This window comes from Paenibacillus lautus, from assembly GCF_050482385.1.
In the GTDB taxonomy this organism is placed as follows: Bacteria; Bacillota; Bacilli; order Paenibacillales; family Paenibacillaceae; genus Paenibacillus_AQ; species Paenibacillus_AQ lautus_B.
The window spans coordinates 546912-565668 of sequence record NZ_JBCNHV010000001.1 but is presented as its reverse complement, the minus strand read 5'-3'; the positions used below and the strand labels follow the sequence as shown (position 1 = coordinate 565668).

Sequence of the window (18757 nt, the reverse complement as noted above, 5' to 3'; positions counted from 1 at the left end):
AAAGGGCTGCCACCGACTGAGAGCGCCCGGGCGAAGGTTCTCCGCTGAAGTTCATTCCGGAGCTGGTATGCTGATAATCTGCATGTTCTGTGCGGATGGTAGGTTTACCCGTAACCCTTGCGTTAAGAGGTTCAAGTGAGATGTGTTTGCTTTTTTCGGCATATCTAATAAGGGTGGTACCACGACTCCTCGTCCCTTTCCGGGCGGGGGGTCTTTTTGTTTTTATAAACTAGAAAAATAGGTGAGGGAGAGATTTCAGATGAGTCAAGGACGTTTGGAACAATTAAGATCGGAGCTTGATGCTGTTAATCTTCAGCTGCTGGAGCTGTTGTCGGAGCGGGCACGAATCGCTCAGGAGATCGGTCAGGAGAAGCAAAAGCAGGGAGTGCCTGATTTTGATCCGGTACGTGAGAAAAAAATGTTGGACACTCTGGTGGAACATAACCAAGGTCCTTTCGATAATGAAACGGTTCGTCATTTATTTAAACAGATTTTCCAGGCATCCTTGAAGCTGCAGCAAGTCGATCACAAGAAGCATTTGCTGGTGAGCCGTAAGAAGAAACAGGAGGATACACTGATTCAACTGGGCAGCACCATCATTGGTGGCGGCACGCCGGTCATGATCGCAGGACCATGCTCGGTTGAGAGTTATGAGCAAGTACGCCAGGTTGCGGCTGCCCTTAAGGAAGCCGGCATAACTGTCATGCGCGGCGGGGCGTTCAAACCGAGAACATCGCCTTACGATTTTCAAGGCTTGGGCATTGAAGGCCTGAAAATTCTGAAGGAAGTGGCGACCGAGTTCGGGCTGAAGACGATCAGCGAAATCGTGGATCCTGCGCATATCGAGCTTGCTTGCGAATATATTGACGTCATTCAGATCGGCGCGCGGAACATGCAGAACTTTGAGCTGTTAAAAGCGGCGGGGGATGTTCAGACGCCGGTGCTGTTGAAACGCGGTCTTGCAGCTACGATCGATGAGTTCGTGCACGCTGCGGAATACATCGTGTCCCGCGGCAATACGCAGGTGATGCTGATTGAACGCGGCATTCGGACGTACGAGAAGGCAACGAGAAACACCTTGGACATCTCGGCGGTGCCGATTCTGAAACAGGAAACACATCTTCCGGTACTGGTAGACGTTACTCATTCCACAGGCCGTAAGGATATCCTGGCCCCTTGTGCCAGAGCGGCTCTCGCTGCAGGAGCAGACGGTGTGATGGTAGAGGTGCATCCTGATCCGGCTACGGCGTTGTCCGATGCGGCGCAGCAGCTGAATATTCCGGAATTCCATGATTTCCTGGCGAATGTGAAGAAGTCCGGATTGCTGTAAAAAATGTATTCTTTTGCTTTTGGAAGATAAAGGGTTGACAAAACGCTTCTCTTTCCTTAAGATAGTTATCAAAATTCATATCGAAATGTTTTGATTAGAAATAGTAAAAGCGTAATGACTTTTCAGAGAGCCGTTGGCAGGTGTGAAACGGTAATGTCGTTCCCTTTGAACTCGTCTATGAACAGCTGCCTGATCATGTAGGGTTAGCCGGAGTTCCACCGTTATAGGGATAGATGGTGATAGCCATCGAAGAAGATCATTTTGCATAAAAATGAATTAGAGTGGTACCGCGGGTTCAACCCCGCCTCTATACGTAGAGGCGGGGTTTTTTGTTGGTTAAATTCCGGGTTTAACCAACCCCGCTTGATATAAATGAACGAAAATGAATGATCGATGATCGAGGAGGAATATCAATGGAACGTAACATTATCGTATTGGACACAACCTTGCGTGACGGAGAGCAGGTTCCGGGCGCCAAACTGAACGTACAGCAAAAGATCGAGTTTGCGCAGCAGCTGAAGCGGCTGAACGTCGATATTATCGAGGCGGGTTTTCCCGCGTCTTCGGCAGGGGATTTTCAAGCGGTCCAGGAAATCGCCCGAACCGTAGGCGATAGCGTCTCCATTACCGCACTTGCACGTGCGGTGAAGGGCGATATCGACGCCGTATATGAAAGCATTAAGCTTGCGCAAAATCCGCTGATCCATATCGTGCTTGGCACCTCGAACATTCATGTGGAGAAGAAATTCAACCGCTCCAAGGATGCGGTGCTCCAGATGGGCGTTGATGCAGTGAAGTACGCCAAAACGCTGCTGCCTCATGTACAGTATTCGACGGAGGATGCATCCAGGTCCGATTTTGAATATCTGTGGACAACGATCGAAGCTGTTGTGAAAGCCGGAGCAACGATGATTAACGTGCCGGATACGGTCGGTTATGCCGTTCCGGATGAATTCGGCGAATTGATCCGCAAAATCAACGAGCGCCTGAAGAATCTAAACGATCAGGTTATTCTAAGCGTTCACTGTCATAACGATCTCGGGCTTGCTACGGCGAATACACTCAGCGCAGTGAGAAACGGTGCCCAAAAAGTAGAATGCACGATCAATGGTTTAGGGGAGCGCGCAGGCAATACGTCGCTTGAAGAAGTGGTCATGGGACTCAAAGTCCGAGAGAATCACTTTAAGGCTTCCACCCATATCCGGCTGAAGGAGCTGATTAGAACCTCCAGGCTGCTGACCCATTTGACGGGCCTGGATGTGCAGGTGAATAAGGCGATTACGGGTGAGAATGCCTTCGCGCACTCTTCCGGCATCCATCAGGATGGATTGCTTAAGGATAAACAGGTTTACGAAATTATGTCGCCGGAGGAAGTTGGCGCTGACAGCATGGAGCTGATCCTGACAGCGCGGTCCGGAAGACATGCGTTCAAGAATGCGGTGGAGAAGCTGGGCTTCGAGACAGGCGAGGGCGAAGATTTTGAAGCGCTGTTTGAGAAATTCCTGCAGCTTGCCGATGCTAAGAAGGAAGTATATGATCATGACGTTTTCTATCTGGTGACCCAGCATCGTACCCATGAAGAAGTCAGCAGTCATCTGTATGAGCTGGATTCGTTCCAGGTTGTGACCAATGATCTGTATCCGACGGCAACCGTGAAGCTGAAAAAAGGCAGCGAGACGTTCAGGGACAGCATGGTGGGGGATGGCCCAATTGATGCGCTGTACAGCGCCATGAAAGCGTTGGTCGGTTTGGACGTACAGTTAAAGGATTACAAAATCAACAGTCTGTCCAGAGGAAAAGAAGCCATCGGCCGGGTAAACATTCGAATCGAATATCAGGGCAAAATCTATTCCGGGCGCGCGATGGATACGGATATCATCAAGGCAAGCGCGTTGGCTTTTCTTAACGGAATTAATGCGGTATTGCTTGATACCAGTCAGGATGTGCAGGTGCAAGCGCCGGTGGATGCACGATAGTTTATGCCGTCTTAAGGATCTAGATGGTTGATTACGATAGGGGGCTGCCGGATATGGAAGCTTTAAAAGAAAGCGCCCAGCGGGTCCAGAATATGCTGGCCGATATGGGTTTCAACAATCAAGTCGTGGAACTGCCGGATAGCACGCGAACCGCTCAGGAGGCGGCCGAAGCCATTGGCTGCGAAGTGGCGCAAATCGCGAAATCGATCATATTTCGCCTGGCCGAATCGAACAGGGCGCTGCTTGTTGTTGCCAGCGGGGTGAACCGGGTGAATGAACGACATGTCTCGGCATGGGTTGGCGAAAAGCTGAAGAAAGCCGACGCGGATTTCGTGCGGGAACAAACGGGATTTGTCATTGGAGGGGTAGCTCCTGTTGGTCATTTGCAGGAAATTACGACCTTTGTGGACAAAGATCTTTTTCAATACGAGACGGTTTGGGCAGCGGCAGGACATCCGAAAGCCGTTTTTGCCTGTACTCCCCATGAGCTGGTTGCGTTCACCAAAGGCCAAGTAATAACAGTAACGTAATGCTGGTGCGGAAGGTGGATACCTCACGTCTACGTTTAACGTAGAGGTGGGGTATCCGGCCGCCCGTATCGGCTGGGTTATAGAAACACACTTATTGACCGATCGTTACAAAATATATATAATGAGCTGGAAACTATAGGAGAGGAGCCGATCATGATGCGAAGATGATGGAGGGATACGCCCTTGCAGCGAAATGGCATGTTCATTCCTGCTGAAAATTAGAGTGGGCGAGGTGTTTTATTTTTTTTGCATAGTTCTGTACTAATCGGTAAAATAGTTGGCTGTACGCGAAGTCAGCGTCTTATTCGAGCGCTTGCGGAACTTATTGATCCTATTTTTGTACCGATAATTACAGAAATTTGGAATAATTAGGATAGGAGTTGTTCCCATTGCCACTTTCCATTTATGTATTAGGCCTAATGATCTTCTCGATGACAACCTCCGAGTTTATGGTAGCAGGCATTATGCCTTCGCTTTCAGCAGAGTTCGGCGTTTCGGTTGCAGCCATCGGTTATCTTATTACTGCTTATGCAGTCGGGATGATCGTTGGCGGACCGTTGTTGACGATAGGGCTGTTGAAGGTGCGACCCAAGCAGGCTTTTATGATCTTGGCTGTCGTCTTCCTTGTCGGTCAGACGCTGGGCGCTGCAGCGTCCACATATGAAGTGATGATGGCTGCCAGAGTGATTACGGGTATCTCCTCTGCAGCGGCGTTTGGCGTCTCGCTTGCGATTTGCTTTTCCCTCGTCGGTCCGGAATCGCGTGGAAGGGCGGCGTCGATTGTCCTTGGCGGTTTAATGGTTGCAACGGCGATCGGACTTCCGCTGGCGATGTGGATCGAGCAGCTGCTGGGCTGGCGTGCCAGCTTCTGGGCTGTTGTGGTCCTCGTATTGGCATCGGCTTTGGTGGGGCAGTTTACGATCCCATCCTTGCCCAGACCTGAACCGGCCGGCATTCGAGGAGAGTTTGTTGCCTTCAAGAATCGCCGTCTATGGGCTGCATATGCCACAAGCATGCTGATTATCGGAGCTACCTTTGCCGCATTCAGTTATTTCTCGCCGATCTTAACCGATCTTGCCAGCTTTGGCGCTCAGGCGGTTCCGATCCTGCTTGGCGTTTACGGCGTGGCGACGGTGCTTGGCAACATGGTCACCGGCAGGCTGGCGGATCATTATATGATGCAGATCCTCACCATTGGGTTGGTCGCTCTAGCCGCTGCTTTAGTGGTGTTCGGACTATTTGTGCACAGTCAGGTGATCGCTATGATTGCGGTTGTGATCGTAGGTTTGGCGGGTGTGCCTATGAACCCGGCCATGGCGACCCGGGTCACCCGGGTTGCCGATACGGGATCGCTTGTTACGACGGTGCATGGGTCCGTTATCAGCCTTGGCGTTGTCGTTGGTTCCTCCTTCGGAGGGATGGCGATGGATGCGGGATTTGGCTTGGCATCGCCTCTATGGGTTGGTGCGTTGTTGGCTGTAGCGGGCTTGCTAACCTTGCTGCCTGGCATAAGAGGCGAGGAGAATAAAACAGCGCTTGCCGAATCTTCATGAAGGGAAGAACCGACTCGCATTTTAGACGAGTCGGTTCTTTTTTGGCTTAACATTCAAGCACTATCTCCTTTATCCTTGATAGTACATTAGGAAATAAGATCTCGGCATCCGGGAATGAATGTTAATATAAAGAAATCGAAATGTAAGAACAACCGTGGACTTTTCGATTGATATTTGACAGGAGGTGCTTCATGGATGGTCGATTTTGAGTGGTACAGAAGTTTTTGCACGATTTATAAGCATAATTCCGTTTCCGAAGCGGCGAAGACCCGGATCATGACCCAGCCGGCTATGAGTCAGCATCTTGCTGCCCTCGAAGCCGAGGTGGGAGAAGCGCTATTTATTCGCACGACCCGAAAAATGGTGCCCACCGAACGAGGCAAGGAACTGTACTCGCAATTGGCTCCACTGATCGAGTCACTTGAAGAAACGACGATGCAATTTAAATCGGCTTCGCTCCCCTCGCTAACCGTCATTAAGATCGGAGCGGCGCATGAATTTTTCAGTGAGAAAATCCTGCCGCAGCTTGGGACGTTCAGCACATGCACGCTCACTCATTTTGGGACCGCAGATGAGCTGCTGGAGCTGTTGAAGGAGGACAGGCTCGATATTGTCGTTACGTCCAAGAAGTATCAAACACCGGGAATCGAATACGTGAAGTTTATGGAAGAAGAGTTTGTTATCGTTGCGCCGGGGGGTTACGACGTACCTGAGTTTACGGGGGTTCAGCAGAAGGAGCGGTGGCTATCCTCCCAAAGCTGGATCAGCTATGGATTGGAATTGCCCATCATACGAAGAATTTGGCGAGAGCACTTTAAGAAGAGGCCTTTAATAAGACCGACGCATATCATTCCGAATTTACATATGATTTTGAGGGCTGTTGAGCAAGGCATTGGGTTAAGCGTTGTGGCAACCTATCTGTTAGGTAATTCGGTAGCCAAGGGCAAATCGCAAATCATATGCGAAGAATGCAAAGTGACCAATGAGTTGTTTTTTGCCTATCAAGCCAAACATAAGCATCTGCCTCAAATTCAAAAAGCCATTTCCACAATTCGAGGCAATATATAATAATATTTATTAATCCATCATCATTTCATGATTTGTTTTATAGATTGGGCTGCCGTTAGAATGAGAGGGCAACCTAAAGTCTGAATACAGGAGGAATTCACGACATGAAAGTCTTTGTTACAGGGGCTACCGGTTATATAGGAGGCTCCGTTGCGAAAGTTCTGCTTGATGCAGGCCATACGGTGTACGGCTTGGTACGCAACCAAGATAAAATAAACGCTCTTCAGGAGCTGGGCATTACGCCCGTGCTCGGGGCATTAGAAGATACGGAGAAGCTAACCCGATACGCACAAATGAGCGATGCGGTTATTCACACGGCCGATTCGGATCATCGTCTCGCGGTGGAAACATTCATTGAAGCTTTGCGCGGTAGCGGAAAACCATTCCTGCATACGTCCGGTTCCAGCGTCGTCGGCGATGATGCCAGGGGGGATTCCGTCAGTGAACGGATCTACGATGAAGAGACGCCTTTCACGCCGATGGATATCCGGGAAGAACGCGTTGCTATTAATAATCGTGTGCGCAGAGCCGGGATCGATGATGGGGTTCGAAGCGTTGTGATTGTACCTTCCATGATATATGGGGATTCGCTTGGGTTGCCAACAGACAGCGATCAATTGCCGCAGATTATCCGGAAGTCCACGTGAGATGGGTGCAGGTGTTCATGTGGGCAAGGGGGTCAACCGCTGGTCCAACGTCCATATCAAGGATTTGGCACAGCTGTACCTGCTGGCTCTTACGAAGGCGCCGTCCGCTTCCTATTTCTTTGCGGAGAACGGCGAGGAATCCTACGGGGATATTGCCATATCCGTCAGCAAGGCTCTTGGTTTCGGCGGAAAAACGATGTCATGGCTGGCTGAGGTTGCGATGGCTGAGCTTGGAGACTGGGCGAGGTTCGCGATTGCCTCGAACAGCCGCGTGCGTGCCGTTCACGCACGGACTTTACTGGGTTGGGAGCCCGCGGAAGAACCACTGCTGGACTGGATTCATGATCATGTAAAATAAGCTCGAAAATCAAAACGGCAGAAATGCCGTTTTTTTGTGCACTTGAACCCGTTGGGGCAGTAAAAGGGACATGAACCAGCTATATGCACGATGATCTCTTTGAAAGGCCAGCATAGGAAAACACATGCGATCAGAAGAAAGTACATGTTAATGCGAGTGAGTTGAATGTTATGATGAAAGCGCTTTAGATTATGAGGTGACACGCTCTCAAGGAGAAAGGGATATCCGGTTTCATAAGGAGACGGGCAGCTCGAGATCCGAGTCGTCGTGCAGCAGCGACAAAGGTAAATAATCTGTAAGAAATATGGAAGGAAGCGATATGGATGAGAAGAAAATGGAGTTTGGTTTTGATGAGCGCGCTAATCGCCTTAACAGCGGTCGGCTGTAATGGTGCCAAGGAAGCGGATGGAGGAACCTCCGGTTCATCAAGCGCTGCCGCTGATGGCAAGCTGTCCTTCACGATGTCCATGGCAACCAGCGGAAATAAACATGTCGAGCGTTCGAAGGATGTAAATGAAGAGAGATGGGTGAAGGAGCTTGAGAAGCTGACCAATACGGATATTGAACTGACGATGCTTCCACTGAAGGACTTCGATAGCAAAATGACTTTAATGTTTGCCTCTAATGATATTCCTGATGTCGTTCAGAACGTGGGAGGGGCTACAAGCAAGGGAATGTCCGGTTCCGTAGAAGCAGGTGTCTTTATGCCGCTTGACGACTTGCTGAAGGAGCATGCTCCGAATTTGATGAAGAGCGTGCCGAAAGAAGCCTGGCAGGAGACAAGCTATGACGGCAAGATTTACGGAATACCGGCATGGCTGTCCAACCCGTCCCGGAGAGGGCTGTATATCCGGACGGATCTGTTGGAAAAGACAGGGCTCCCTGCTCCAAAGACGGTGGATGAATTTCTGGACGTAATGCGTGCGATGAAAAAGGAAGGCGTCGAGTTCCCGTATCAAATGCGGGAGAACTTTAAATATGCCGACACGATTCTGGGAGCGTTCGATGTGCTGCCATCCCAGTATGAACTGCAGAACGGGGAGGTTGTTCCCAAATTCTTTGACGTGGAAAATATGACGAAGGCACTGGAGGCTTATAAGACCATGTACGATGAAGGTCTGATTCCCAAAGATTTTGCGACCCTGACCTCCAGTGACTATGGCAAAAACATTGAAAGCGGTAAATCCGGCATGTGGTCCGCCAACGCCCAGCTTCTGGCAGGTTTCCGCGGCAAGCTGAAAAATGCCGTACCAGACGCCAAGGTCGATATCATTGCATCGCCACGCGGTCCGGAGAACACCGGAGGCCATCTCCTGTATTCAAGCATTAATACGTCTTACTATATTAACAGCAAGGTTTCAGAGGAGAAGGCCATCGGCATTATCAAGTTTTTTGACTGGATGCTGACGCCGGAGGCGGAGACATATTTCTCGTTCGGCATTGAAGGTGAAACTTACACCCGGGAAAACGGCGCAATCAAGTTCACGCCTCCATCTACACCTGAAGCCATGGATGAAGACGGTTTCCGCAGCATGTTCTGGTTCGTTCACGATATGGTGTACAACAAGGCAAAGGAAGAGCTGACCGAGGATGGGCAGGACATGATCAAGTTCATGGATGCGGTGGTCTTCAAGGAAGGGCTGGGGTCGATCCGCTTCTCCCCGGCATTGGACGCGTATTCCAAATATCCGGATACCTCGCCGCAAGGCGATGACGTGGGGCCGAAGCTGGTTCTCGATCATATGATCAAGATGATTTATGGCAGAGAGCCGATCTCGGATTGGCCGAAAGTGATTGAGGAATATAAGAAGAAGGGTGGCCTTGAGATCATTAAGGAAGCCACAAACCGCTACAACGAAGGGAAGGGCGTTGTCGTCTCGGAAAACCGGAAATAACCGATCATGAAAAGAAGGAGATGTTCACATGAGCTTGCATGATATGAGCGGCAAACAAGCTGTATTCTTCGAGCAAATCATGGGGCTGCCGGTCTTCGATACCCATACCCATCTTATCGGTGACCGGCTTGGCGCAAGGGACTTTTGGGAGATCGCCCATTACTTCTGGTTCTACCGAGAGCTGCAAGCCGGGGGCTACCCGGATGAAGCGGATAAATTGCCGGAGGAGGAGCGGATTGCTGCTTTTCTAAAAGCCTATCGATCAACGAGAAGCACGCTGATGAACTGGGTATTCACCTCCATTATGCGTGAATTATACGGAGTCGTCATCAAGGATGAACATTCGGTGCGGGAAGCTATGGCTCGCGTACGGCAAGCGTCCGCCGAAGAGGGCTGGGCACAGCAAACGGCAGACCGGATGAATATCCGCCGGTTTGTCGTGAACCATCCCGAACATGCAGCGTTTCAAGGCATGCGGGATGATGCCGTATTGATCCCCCGGATTGACGGCGTGCTGGGTCCATGGGTTGACCGCATCGTGCAGTCTAATGATCCGGCCAGGACTTTTCTGAATGTGGGAGGCGAGATTGACCTGCTGTTCGGCGGATTTCGCGAAGCTGGCCTCCCGGGTATCATGACAACGCTGCCGCGGTATGAATCGAGTTCGCACATCCGTAAGGAGATTGGGCCGGCAAGCGGGCGTGATGACATTCTGATGGAGCTGCTGCACGTCATATGTGGTGCTGCGGAGCGGAATGGCCTGCTGGTACAGCTGTTTCTGGGAGTAGAGAGGTCGTGGTGCGGTACGGCGTTCCCGGCCAACGATACAGAGCGGATTCTAAAGCTGACTGCTTTGTTTGAGTTGTATCGTTGTGAATTTGAGCTTGTGCTTGCATCGGAGCTGAGCAATCTGGATGCGGTACAGGCAGCCTGGAATTTCCCGAACGTTCATGTCGGCGGCATGTGGTGGTTCAACTTCCGGGCGAGCACCTACCGGGACAGCATGCAGTACCGTCTGGAGGCACTCCCAGCAAGCAAGAGTTCGATTGTCGTCTCCGATGCCCGCTGCATGGAATGGAGTTATGGCAAGATTTTGCTTGTGAAGAAGCTGGCTGCCGAGTTTCTGTGGGAGCGGGTCCTATCTGGCTGGATCGACGAAGAGATAGCGCTGCACACGGCACATGAATGGTTCTACGCGAGTGCTATGAGACGCTACAGCATCCGTTCGGAGGATTAGTTGGATTAGTTTGAGGGAAAAGGTTGACATATCGATAATTCCCGATATAATGATACGTATGAAACCAATCGAAGTTTTTAAAGCATTGTCCAATGAATCGAGGCTTGAAATATTGCAGTGGCTCAAGGAACCGGAACAACATTTTACACCCCATGAAGGGATTGATATGAGGAAAGTCGGGGTATGCGTAAGCCAGGTGACCGAGAAACTGAATATGACGCAGTCCACCGCATCGCAATATTTATCGATTCTGCATCGGGCAGGTTTGATCAAGACGGAGCGGATTGGGAAATTCACGTATTATACGCGGGATGAAGAGGTTATCCGGGAAATCGGAGAGTATTTGAAGCAGGAGATATAGCGCAGGTACTGAATGATTCCTTAAGAAATAGGGAATATTCAGTCTTGCTCCGCGTTATACATCTATATATTACGATATGTCTTTTTATCGGTTTAACATATCGACAATTCGTGATATATAAATATTAAAAAAGGAAGTGGAATTAGAATCATGACGGGTGCTTGGAAGATTTATTTTTTGGCTATCGTTAGTTTTTTAGTAGGAACGTCGGAGTATATTATATCGGGAGTTTTGGATAAAATTGCCGATTCGTTAGGAATTACAATAACCGCTGCTGGTCAGCTAATCACGATTTTCTCTTTGGTATATGCGATCTTGACCCCCATTCTTATGGCGCTGACCGCTAGAGTGGAGAGACGGAAGCTGTTGGTTTATTCATTGGGTATTTTTGTGATCGCGAATCTATTGTCATTTGCCCTTCCGGGATATATTCCGTTTGTGATTGCGCGCGTTATTATGGCGATGGGCGCTGGCATGGTGGTTGTAACCGCACTCGGGATTGCCGCCAAAATCGCGCCGTCGGGTAAACAGGCGAGTTCAATCGCTACGGTTGTCATGGGCTTCACGGCTTCCCTGATCATTGGCGTCCCCCTCGGTCGTGTCGTAGCTGCTGTTTTTGGATGGAAATCCGTATTTGGGTTCATTGCCATTCTAGGGGTTATTTCCATGATTGTGCTCCATAAGGCGATTCCAAAAACAAAAGGAGATGCTCCCGTGCCGCTGCTCCAGCAATTTGCGCTGCTCAAAAAGACTAAAGTCGCACTCGGTTTGGCGATCACGTTCTTCTGGCTGGGCGGGTACTCCATTGCCTATACGTACCTGTCTCCTTACCTTCTTCAAGTCAGCGGCCTGAACGAAGGTCTGATTAGTGCAGCACTGTTTGCCTTCGGCATTGCCAGTCTCATTGGCTCCAAGTTCGGTGGATTCAGTACGGATCGATGGGGAGTACCGCTCACATTAACCGGTGGCATGTTTCTGCATATTCTTGCGTTAATCGTTCTGAATTTTACCCATGCATCCGTATCTGTCATCCTCGTGTTTGCGATTCTTGTTATCTGGTCGTTATCCGCCTGGTCTTCGGGTCCGACGCAGCAGTATAACCTCGTCCAGCTGGAGCCGAATTCATCCGGGGTTATGCTAGGCTTGAACCAGTCCGTGATGCAGCTCGCCATGGCTGCTGGCGCAGGCATCGGAGGAGTTGCCGTGGAGCAATGGTCCTTATCGTCCATCACCTGGATCGGTGCCGGGGGCGTTGCTATAGCCGTGGGAGTGTCGTTTGTACTTTTCCGATTAGGAAAGCGGGAGAGCACCGAGCGCGTGCCATTGGAAGCTTAATGTGAGTAACCGCTGGTGACGGCTATGCTGTAACGGCGCCTGATATGCAGCATCTTCAAACAAGGTCGGAAAACCAAAGAATCTGTAAGACATCACCCTTCTCCAGAGATGAAAGGGACATCAATTTGACGCCCCAAATGAGAAAGTTTATGCTATGATCAATGGATGGCGGAAAATTTGGTTCCAAATTTTGCGAAGGAGGAGATGCGATTGGCTAAGCTTAAAGATATCGCCGAACGAGTCGGGGTATCCATATCTACGGTTTCGCGGGCCATCAGCAATGATGCAAGCCGTCCGGTCAGCGAGGATACCAAGCAGAAAATCAGGCAAGCGGCGCTTGATCTTGGATATAAACTGCCTGAGCCATCCAAAAGCGTACATGATAACGGCATGGCCGATAAGCGGGTTGTCTGTGTCGTGCCCCAAAACCTGATGGACGACCACCCGTATTTCTCAACGGTTCTTGCCGGTTTCCATAAAAAAATGGAGGAACTCGGACAGCCCCCGGCGATCGTTCGTACGTGCGAGGAAATCGGCGATGCGGACAAAATAAGCCTCATGCTTAGGGAGACAGGAGCCCAGGGGATTGTAGCCGTCAGCTGGTACGACAAGGAGCTGTTTGAACTGATACAGCAGGCCGGGGTTGCCATCATGGGCGTGAGTTTGAATGACGAGCGGCTGACCGTGCCCGTTGTAGACTGTGACCGGATTTTATCAGCAAGGGCAGCCGTACGCCACCTGATTGACCAGGGGCACACGCGAATCGCTTATATCGGGGGGCCAGCGTATTCCAAGCAGATGGAGAGCGAAGAACGGTATGTCGGATATAAATTCGCTATGCTGGAAGCCAACCTGGAATTGCGCGAGGAGTGGCTGATGAATACCGGATGGAATGTGGATCGGAGCTTCAGCAAGATGTCCGAGCTATTGGGAGGGCTTCCCAAAGAGCAATGGCCAACGGCTGTTTTTTTGCGGATTTTACCTAAAGGTTGAGGTTGTTGCGCCAAAAAAATCCAAAAAAGTGTTTGACAATGCCATATTGCTATATTATTATGAGTGAAAATCAACGATGTGTTTGGAATGGTTTTTCCGATTTTGGAATTCGAAATGAATGATACTTCGCATATTTCTATCCCATTTTGTTTGCGCTTTCATTACCTTGATATAAAGAGATTATGAAAATAAAACAATTCCTCTTATTTATGAATCAGGCCTTTCGCATGGTTAGCGTTATGCCTTTCATATACCAATATCTATCCAAATAAAATCCGGAATTAACCAAATAAACATCCAAAATGAATCCAAGAAATGAAATAACACCTGACTTGTTCGGGTTTTATTTATAAAATAAAATTGCGTTACTATATCTAACATATAGTGCGCTCCAAAAACCATATTGGCTAACGGATAGCTTGAGGTGGTGGTAGCTTAGTCATATGACGGATCGCAGAGAAAAGGAGGGAAATCATACACGAGTACTTTTCACACTCAATTCATGGGAAGGAACGAATCCCCTGAATGAGTGGATACCCCATGTTTAATTGGCATGTCAAGATCGCTTTGCTAGTGAAACGAGGTTAACCCAATCCTATACATACGAGGTGATGCTCATTGGCTAATACGACCCTGCAGCCCGCAGCAAACGCGGTACCCGAAGCAAAACGTAAGCGCTTACTGTGGAATCGTATCTTACGCAATTGGCAGCTTTATGCTCTGATTTCACCGGTCATCGCCTATTACATTCTGTTCCAGTATGTTCCGATGTACGGCATCCAGATCGCCTTTAAGGACTTTATAGCAACGAAAGGGATATGGGGCAGTCCGTGGGTCGGAATGGAGCACTTCGATCGATTTTTTAACAGTTATTATTTCTGGCGCCTGATCAAGAATACGCTGGGCATCGGTTTATACAGCCTTGCGGTCGGTTTTCCGATCCCGATTATTCTGGCTTTGCTCATGAACGAGGTTCGGGCTGAACGTTTCAAGAAATTCGTGCAGACCATCACGTATGCTCCTCACTTTCTGTCCACCGTGGTCGTTGTCGGGATGATGATGATTTTCCTGTCGCCCCGTTACGGCATCATCAATCATTTTATTGAAATGTTCGGCGGTCAGCCGATCAATTTCATGACGGAGCCCTCCTGGTTCAAATCCCTGTACGTGCTGTCGGATGTATGGCAGACCATGGGCTGGAGCTCCATTATCTATTTGGCTGCCCTTGCCGGCATTGACAACCAGTTGCACGAAGCTGCGCGTGTCGATGGTGCGACCAGGCTCCAGCGCATATGGCATATTAACATCCCAGGCATTATGCCAACGATCATCATCCTCTTGATCCTGAACATGGGCAGCATTATGGGCATCGGATTCGAGAAGGTGCTCCTGATGCAAAACAACCTGAACATGGAGAGCTCCGACATTATTGCCACCTATGTCTACCGAATGGGCATTCAGAATGCCGAGTACAGTTTCTCAGCAGCCATTGGATTGTTTAATTCCGTCATCAATTTTATCCTGCTGGTTGTGGTGAACTTTATTTCGAAGCGTGTGAGCGAAACAAGTCTTTGGTAAAGAGGGGAGCTTAGTGAACCATGCAAATTGAATCCAGAGGGGACCGTATTTTCAATATCATCAACTATACGGTTCTGATCTTGGTCACCATCATTGTCATGTACCCGCTAGTCTTTGTACTCAGCGCATCGTTTAGCGACCCACAGGCGGTTCTACGGGGCGAGATGCTGCTGTGGCCCAAGGGAGTCAACCTGAATTCCTATGTGAAAATCTTTCAGAACAAGGATATCATCAGCGGCTTTACCAACACACTGGTGTATACGTCGCTTGGCACATTCATTAATCTCACGATGACTATCCTTGCGGCTTATCCGCTGTCCCGGAAGGATTTTGTCGGGCGAAATGCGATCATGGCGCTGCTGGTCTTCACGATGTTTTTCAGCGGGGGACTCATTCCGACGTATTTGCTGATCAAGAACCTCGGCATGCTGAATACGCTCTGGGTCATGATTATCCCGAATGCTGTATCCATCTGGAACATCATCATTATGCGCACCTTCTTTCAGTAGTCCATACCCGGTGAGCTGCAGGAGGCAGCGACGATCGATGGCTGCTCGAACATTAAAATTTTGACCCGGATTATACTTCCGCTGTCCATGCCGATTATCGCGGTGACCATTTTGTTCTATGCGGTCGGTCATTGGAATGCGTTCTTCAATGCACTTCTGTATTTATCGGATAAAGATAAATTTCCGCTGCAGCTCATCCTGCGCGAAATTCTGATTCAGGGGCAAACGAACGACATGGTCAAAATGTCGACCGAATCGGCGATTAAGCAGCAAAGAGAAGTTGAAGGAATTAAGTACGCGGTGCTGGTCGTAGCTAATCTTCCGGTGCTGGCGCTCTATCCGTTCCTGCAGCGGTATTTTGTCAAAGGCGTTATGATTGGGGCCATCAAAGGATAATTCCTTGCATGGATATATGGATGGAACATGAAAAGGGGAGGATTACGGATGAAGCTGAAGCAATGGGGAAGTCTTCTGTTGACCTGCATGTTGTCGGTATCGCTGGCGGTGGGCTGCAGTTCGAAAGGTTCGGGAGGAGCGGCTGAATCGGACTCCGCGGGTGAAGAGAAATCAGCGATTAATGAGACCGGGTTTCCGATTGTCAGTGACAAGATGACGGTGACCGGTTTTGCCGGAAAGTTCTTTGCCAACGCCGACTGGAACAACATCAAGCTATGGCAGGAATATGAGAAAATGACCAATATTGAGGTGCAGTGGGACACGGTGCACAAAGACAACTTGGCGGAAAAACGGAATCTGCTGCTCGCCGGCGGCGATTATCCGGAAATGTTCTATGCTTCCGCATTCCCGAGGCCAGATCTGCTGAAATACGGCAAGCAGGGCGTCTTTATCCCGCTGAATGACCTGATTGATCAATATGCGCCGAATTTCAAGGCATTGATGGAGAAATATCCGGTCATCGAGAAAGGGATTACGATGCCGGACGGCAACATTTACGGGCTGCCGACGCTGTACGATCCGGAATTCCGCTCCGTGCTGTACGGAACGCCGTGGGTGAAGTCGGAGTGGCTGACCAAGCTGGGTCTTCAAGAGCCGCAGACGCTGGATGAATTCTACGATATGTTGAAGGCGTTCAAAGAGAAGGATCCGAACGGCAACGGCCAGAAGGATGAATATGCCTGGGGTGGAGTCAAGACCGCCGGTATCGTGAACTATTTGCGCGGGTCGTTCGGTCTCAATTATAACGGAACCTCCAATATTAACGTGGATACCGATCCGGAGAGCGGAAAGGTTCGGTTCATCCCGTCTGATCCGCGTTACAAAGAACTGCTTCAGTATGTGAACAAGCTGTATAAGGATGGCCTGCTGGAGCAGGATATCATGTCCGTTCAAAGCACGGAGGTGGATGCAAAGGGAATGGAGGGGCTACTGGGCGTAGTCGATAACGTGGACCCGGTTGCCATCTACAACCAGGAGGGTTATGTGGGGCTTCCGGTATTGAAGGGGCCGCACGGCGATCAGATGTTCAGCGCTACGGGCTCTCCGCTGGGGAACATCGGGATGTTTGTTCTGACCGATAAAGCGAAGAATCCGGCTGCGCTAATTCGCTGGATGGATTACTTCTACAGCGACGAAGGTATCCGCATGTTCTTCATGGGCTGGGAAGACGAAACGTATAAGGAAGATGCAGAAGGCAATGTAGATTACGTGGACGAGATCAAGAACAATCCGGACGGTCTCAATCTGGACCAGGCGGTAGGGCAGTATCTGATATGGCCTGGCGGATATTATCCGGGCTTCGTGAAGCAGCAGTATTTCAAGGGAGCAGAAGGCCTGCCGACGTCGGTAGAGAACGCAAAAAAAGCCGAGCCGTACGTCATACCTCAAGACAAGGTCTGGCCGCCGTTTAACTTTACGGCCGATGAGCAGTCCGAGCTTACCAGTATCCAGACCGACATTAACACGTATGTGGATGAGATGCGGGATAAATTCATAGCTGGCAACGAGTCCTTTGATAACTGGGACCAGTATGTAGCTAACCTGCAAAAGATGGGGTCGGAGCGCTATCTGGCCATTTACCAGTCCGCGGCTGATCGATATACCAAATAAAAGCGCGAGTACCAGAACCTAAAAGGAGCGACATGATATGACACAATTGAAAGCCATATTGATCGGGGCAGGCGCGCGCGGCGCCGGGGGCTATGCCCCCTATGCCCTGGATTATCCGCATGAGTTGACCTTCGTGGCCGTGGCCGAGGCCGATCCGGCGCGGCGAATCCGTTTTGCCGAGAAGTTTGGAATTCCGCCGGAACGGTGTTATGAATCCTGGGAGCCGCTGCTGGCGGAGCCCCGGCTTGCCGATATCGCCGTTATTTGTACGCAGGATCGCATGCACTATGGCCCAACCATGCAAGCTTTGGAGAAACAGTATCATGTGCTTCTGGAGAAGCCGATGTCTCCGGAACCGAAGGAATGTCTGGAGATGGAGCAGGCTGCCATACGTAACAACAGGCTATTGACCATATGCCATGTGCTGAGATATACCCCTTTTTGGAGTACCATCAAACGCGTGCTTCAGGAAGGGACCATCGGCGAGGTGGCTTCGATCCAGCTGAACGAGAATGTGGGATACTGGCATATCGCGCACAGCTTTGTGCGGGGGAATTGGAATAACTCCGACAAGGCCAGCCCGATGATACTGGCCAAATCCTGTCATGACATGGATGTGCTGTCGTGGCTGATGGACCGGCCGTGTACGCAGGTTACTTCGTTTGGCTCCCTGATGCATTTCCGGGAGGAGCAGGCCCCCGAAGGTTCGGCCGACCGCTGCCTTGATTGCCAGGTGGAACCAACCTGTCCGTATTCAGCACCCCGGTTTTACTTGAGCGATCAGTACAAGGGATGGGCGGGGCATTTCACCCAGGAGCTGACCAAGACGAACATTATCCAAGGGCTTCGCAATACGGACTATGGCCGCTGCGTATATCGGAGCGACAACAATGTAGTCGATCATCAGGTCGTCAACATGGAGTTTGAGGGCGGCGCCACCGCGATGTTCAGCATGTCCGGATTTACGTATGAGCAGGAGCGTAGGATTCAGATCATGGGCACCCGCGGCGAGCTTCGTGGTGAGGAAGGCAAGATTACGGTTTACGATTTCCTAACCGGACAGAAAACGGAGATTACGATTCCTTCGCAGTCCAGCGGACATGGCGGGGGCGACAGCGGAATCGTGGCCAGCTTCCTGAAGGAGGTTCGGAGCTATAACGGGCAGGAGAGCCTGACGTCGGCAAGTGCCTCCGTGCGAAGCCACCTTATTGCATTCGCGGCGGAGAAATCGAGGCTAAATCACGGCCAATCCATCAATTTGAACGAATATGCGCGGGAATTGATGGCGGAAGAAAACACAGTGAAATAAATGAAATCATA

At 50.2% G+C, this 18757-nt stretch carries 15 protein-coding genes, 1 pseudogene and 1 other annotated feature; all 16 genes and pseudogenes read left to right on the top strand.

The genetic code is table 11. The annotated features are described in order from the left end of the window. Positions 1 to 259 precede the first annotated feature (259 nt). The 16 genes and pseudogenes from ABEW73_RS02705 (at position 260) to ABEW73_RS02630 (ending at position 18746) form a co-directional block, all read left to right on the top strand. On the top strand, positions 260 to 1330 hold the full coding sequence (locus ABEW73_RS02705; RefSeq protein ID WP_430172044.1) for a bifunctional 3-deoxy-7-phosphoheptulonate synthase/chorismate mutase: 1071 nt from the start codon (positions 260 to 262) through the stop codon (positions 1328 to 1330). 81 nt (positions 1331 to 1411) lie between these two features. Then, positions 1412 to 1642 (top strand) — a binding site (T-box leader). A gap of 101 nt (positions 1643 to 1743) precedes the next feature. Then, positions 1744 to 3306 carry a 2-isopropylmalate synthase gene (locus ABEW73_RS02700; protein WP_430172042.1) on the top strand — a complete coding sequence of 521 codons (1563 nt, stop codon included), beginning with the start codon at positions 1744 to 1746 and terminating at the stop codon, positions 3304 to 3306. Positions 3307 to 3359: 53 nt separating this feature from the next. Continuing rightward, positions 3360 to 3836 carry a YbaK/EbsC family protein gene (locus tag ABEW73_RS02695; RefSeq protein WP_430172041.1) on the top strand — a complete coding sequence of 159 codons (477 nt, stop codon included), beginning with the start codon at positions 3360 to 3362 and terminating at the stop codon, positions 3834 to 3836. A gap of 389 nt (positions 3837 to 4225) precedes the next feature. After that, positions 4226 to 5389: an MFS transporter gene (locus ABEW73_RS02690; RefSeq protein WP_430172039.1), complete on the top strand. Its 1164-nt coding sequence runs from the start codon at positions 4226 to 4228 to the stop codon at positions 5387 to 5389. 195 nt (positions 5390 to 5584) lie between these two features. Beyond that, positions 5585 to 6457 (top strand): LysR family transcriptional regulator, encoded by an 873-nt coding sequence (locus tag ABEW73_RS02685; RefSeq protein WP_430172038.1) that lies wholly within the window; start codon positions 5585 to 5587, stop codon positions 6455 to 6457. 104 nt (positions 6458 to 6561) lie between these two features. Then, positions 6562 to 7104: an NAD-dependent epimerase/dehydratase family protein gene (locus ABEW73_RS02680; RefSeq protein ID WP_430172036.1), complete on the top strand. Its 543-nt coding sequence runs from the start codon at positions 6562 to 6564 to the stop codon at positions 7102 to 7104. Position 7105: 1 nt separating this feature from the next. Continuing rightward, the gene (locus tag ABEW73_RS02675; protein ID WP_430172035.1) at positions 7106 to 7462 is read left to right on the top strand and encodes a hypothetical protein; all 357 of its coding nucleotides are present in this window, start codon (positions 7106 to 7108) and stop codon (positions 7460 to 7462) included. Positions 7463 to 7785: 323 nt separating this feature from the next. Continuing rightward, a complete protein-coding gene (locus ABEW73_RS02670) occupies positions 7786 to 9357 on the top strand; it encodes an extracellular solute-binding protein (RefSeq protein WP_430172033.1) in 1572 nt (523 codons plus the stop codon). Between the two features lie 28 nt (positions 9358 to 9385). Further along, positions 9386 to 10594 carry a glucuronate isomerase gene (locus tag ABEW73_RS02665; RefSeq protein WP_430172031.1) on the top strand — a complete coding sequence of 403 codons (1209 nt, stop codon included), beginning with the start codon at positions 9386 to 9388 and terminating at the stop codon, positions 10592 to 10594. Between the two features lie 58 nt (positions 10595 to 10652). Then, the gene (locus ABEW73_RS02660) at positions 10653 to 10955 is read left to right on the top strand and encodes an ArsR/SmtB family transcription factor (RefSeq protein WP_430172029.1); all 303 of its coding nucleotides are present in this window, start codon (positions 10653 to 10655) and stop codon (positions 10953 to 10955) included. A gap of 150 nt (positions 10956 to 11105) precedes the next feature. Beyond that, positions 11106 to 12290 carry an MFS transporter gene (locus ABEW73_RS02655; protein WP_430172028.1) on the top strand — a complete coding sequence of 395 codons (1185 nt, stop codon included), beginning with the start codon at positions 11106 to 11108 and terminating at the stop codon, positions 12288 to 12290. Between the two features lie 210 nt (positions 12291 to 12500). Further along, complete coding sequence (locus ABEW73_RS02650) at positions 12501 to 13283, top strand: LacI family DNA-binding transcriptional regulator (protein WP_430172026.1); 783 nt, start codon at positions 12501 to 12503, stop codon at positions 13281 to 13283. Between the two features lie 618 nt (positions 13284 to 13901). Beyond that, the gene (locus tag ABEW73_RS02645; RefSeq protein WP_430172024.1) at positions 13902 to 14861 is read left to right on the top strand and encodes an ABC transporter permease; all 960 of its coding nucleotides are present in this window, start codon (positions 13902 to 13904) and stop codon (positions 14859 to 14861) included. Positions 14862 to 14881: 20 nt separating this feature from the next. Continuing rightward, a pseudogene (locus tag ABEW73_RS02640) lies at positions 14882 to 15766 on the top strand (carbohydrate ABC transporter permease). Positions 15767 to 15814: 48 nt separating this feature from the next. Then, entirely contained in the window at positions 15815 to 17437 is a 1623-nt protein-coding gene (locus ABEW73_RS02635; RefSeq protein WP_430172021.1) for an extracellular solute-binding protein, read from the top strand. A 37-nt stretch (positions 17438 to 17474) separates the two neighbouring features. Further along, on the top strand, positions 17475 to 18746 hold the full coding sequence (locus ABEW73_RS02630) for a Gfo/Idh/MocA family protein (RefSeq protein WP_430172019.1): 1272 nt from the start codon (positions 17475 to 17477) through the stop codon (positions 18744 to 18746). The last annotated feature ends 11 nt before the right edge of the window (positions 18747 to 18757 follow it).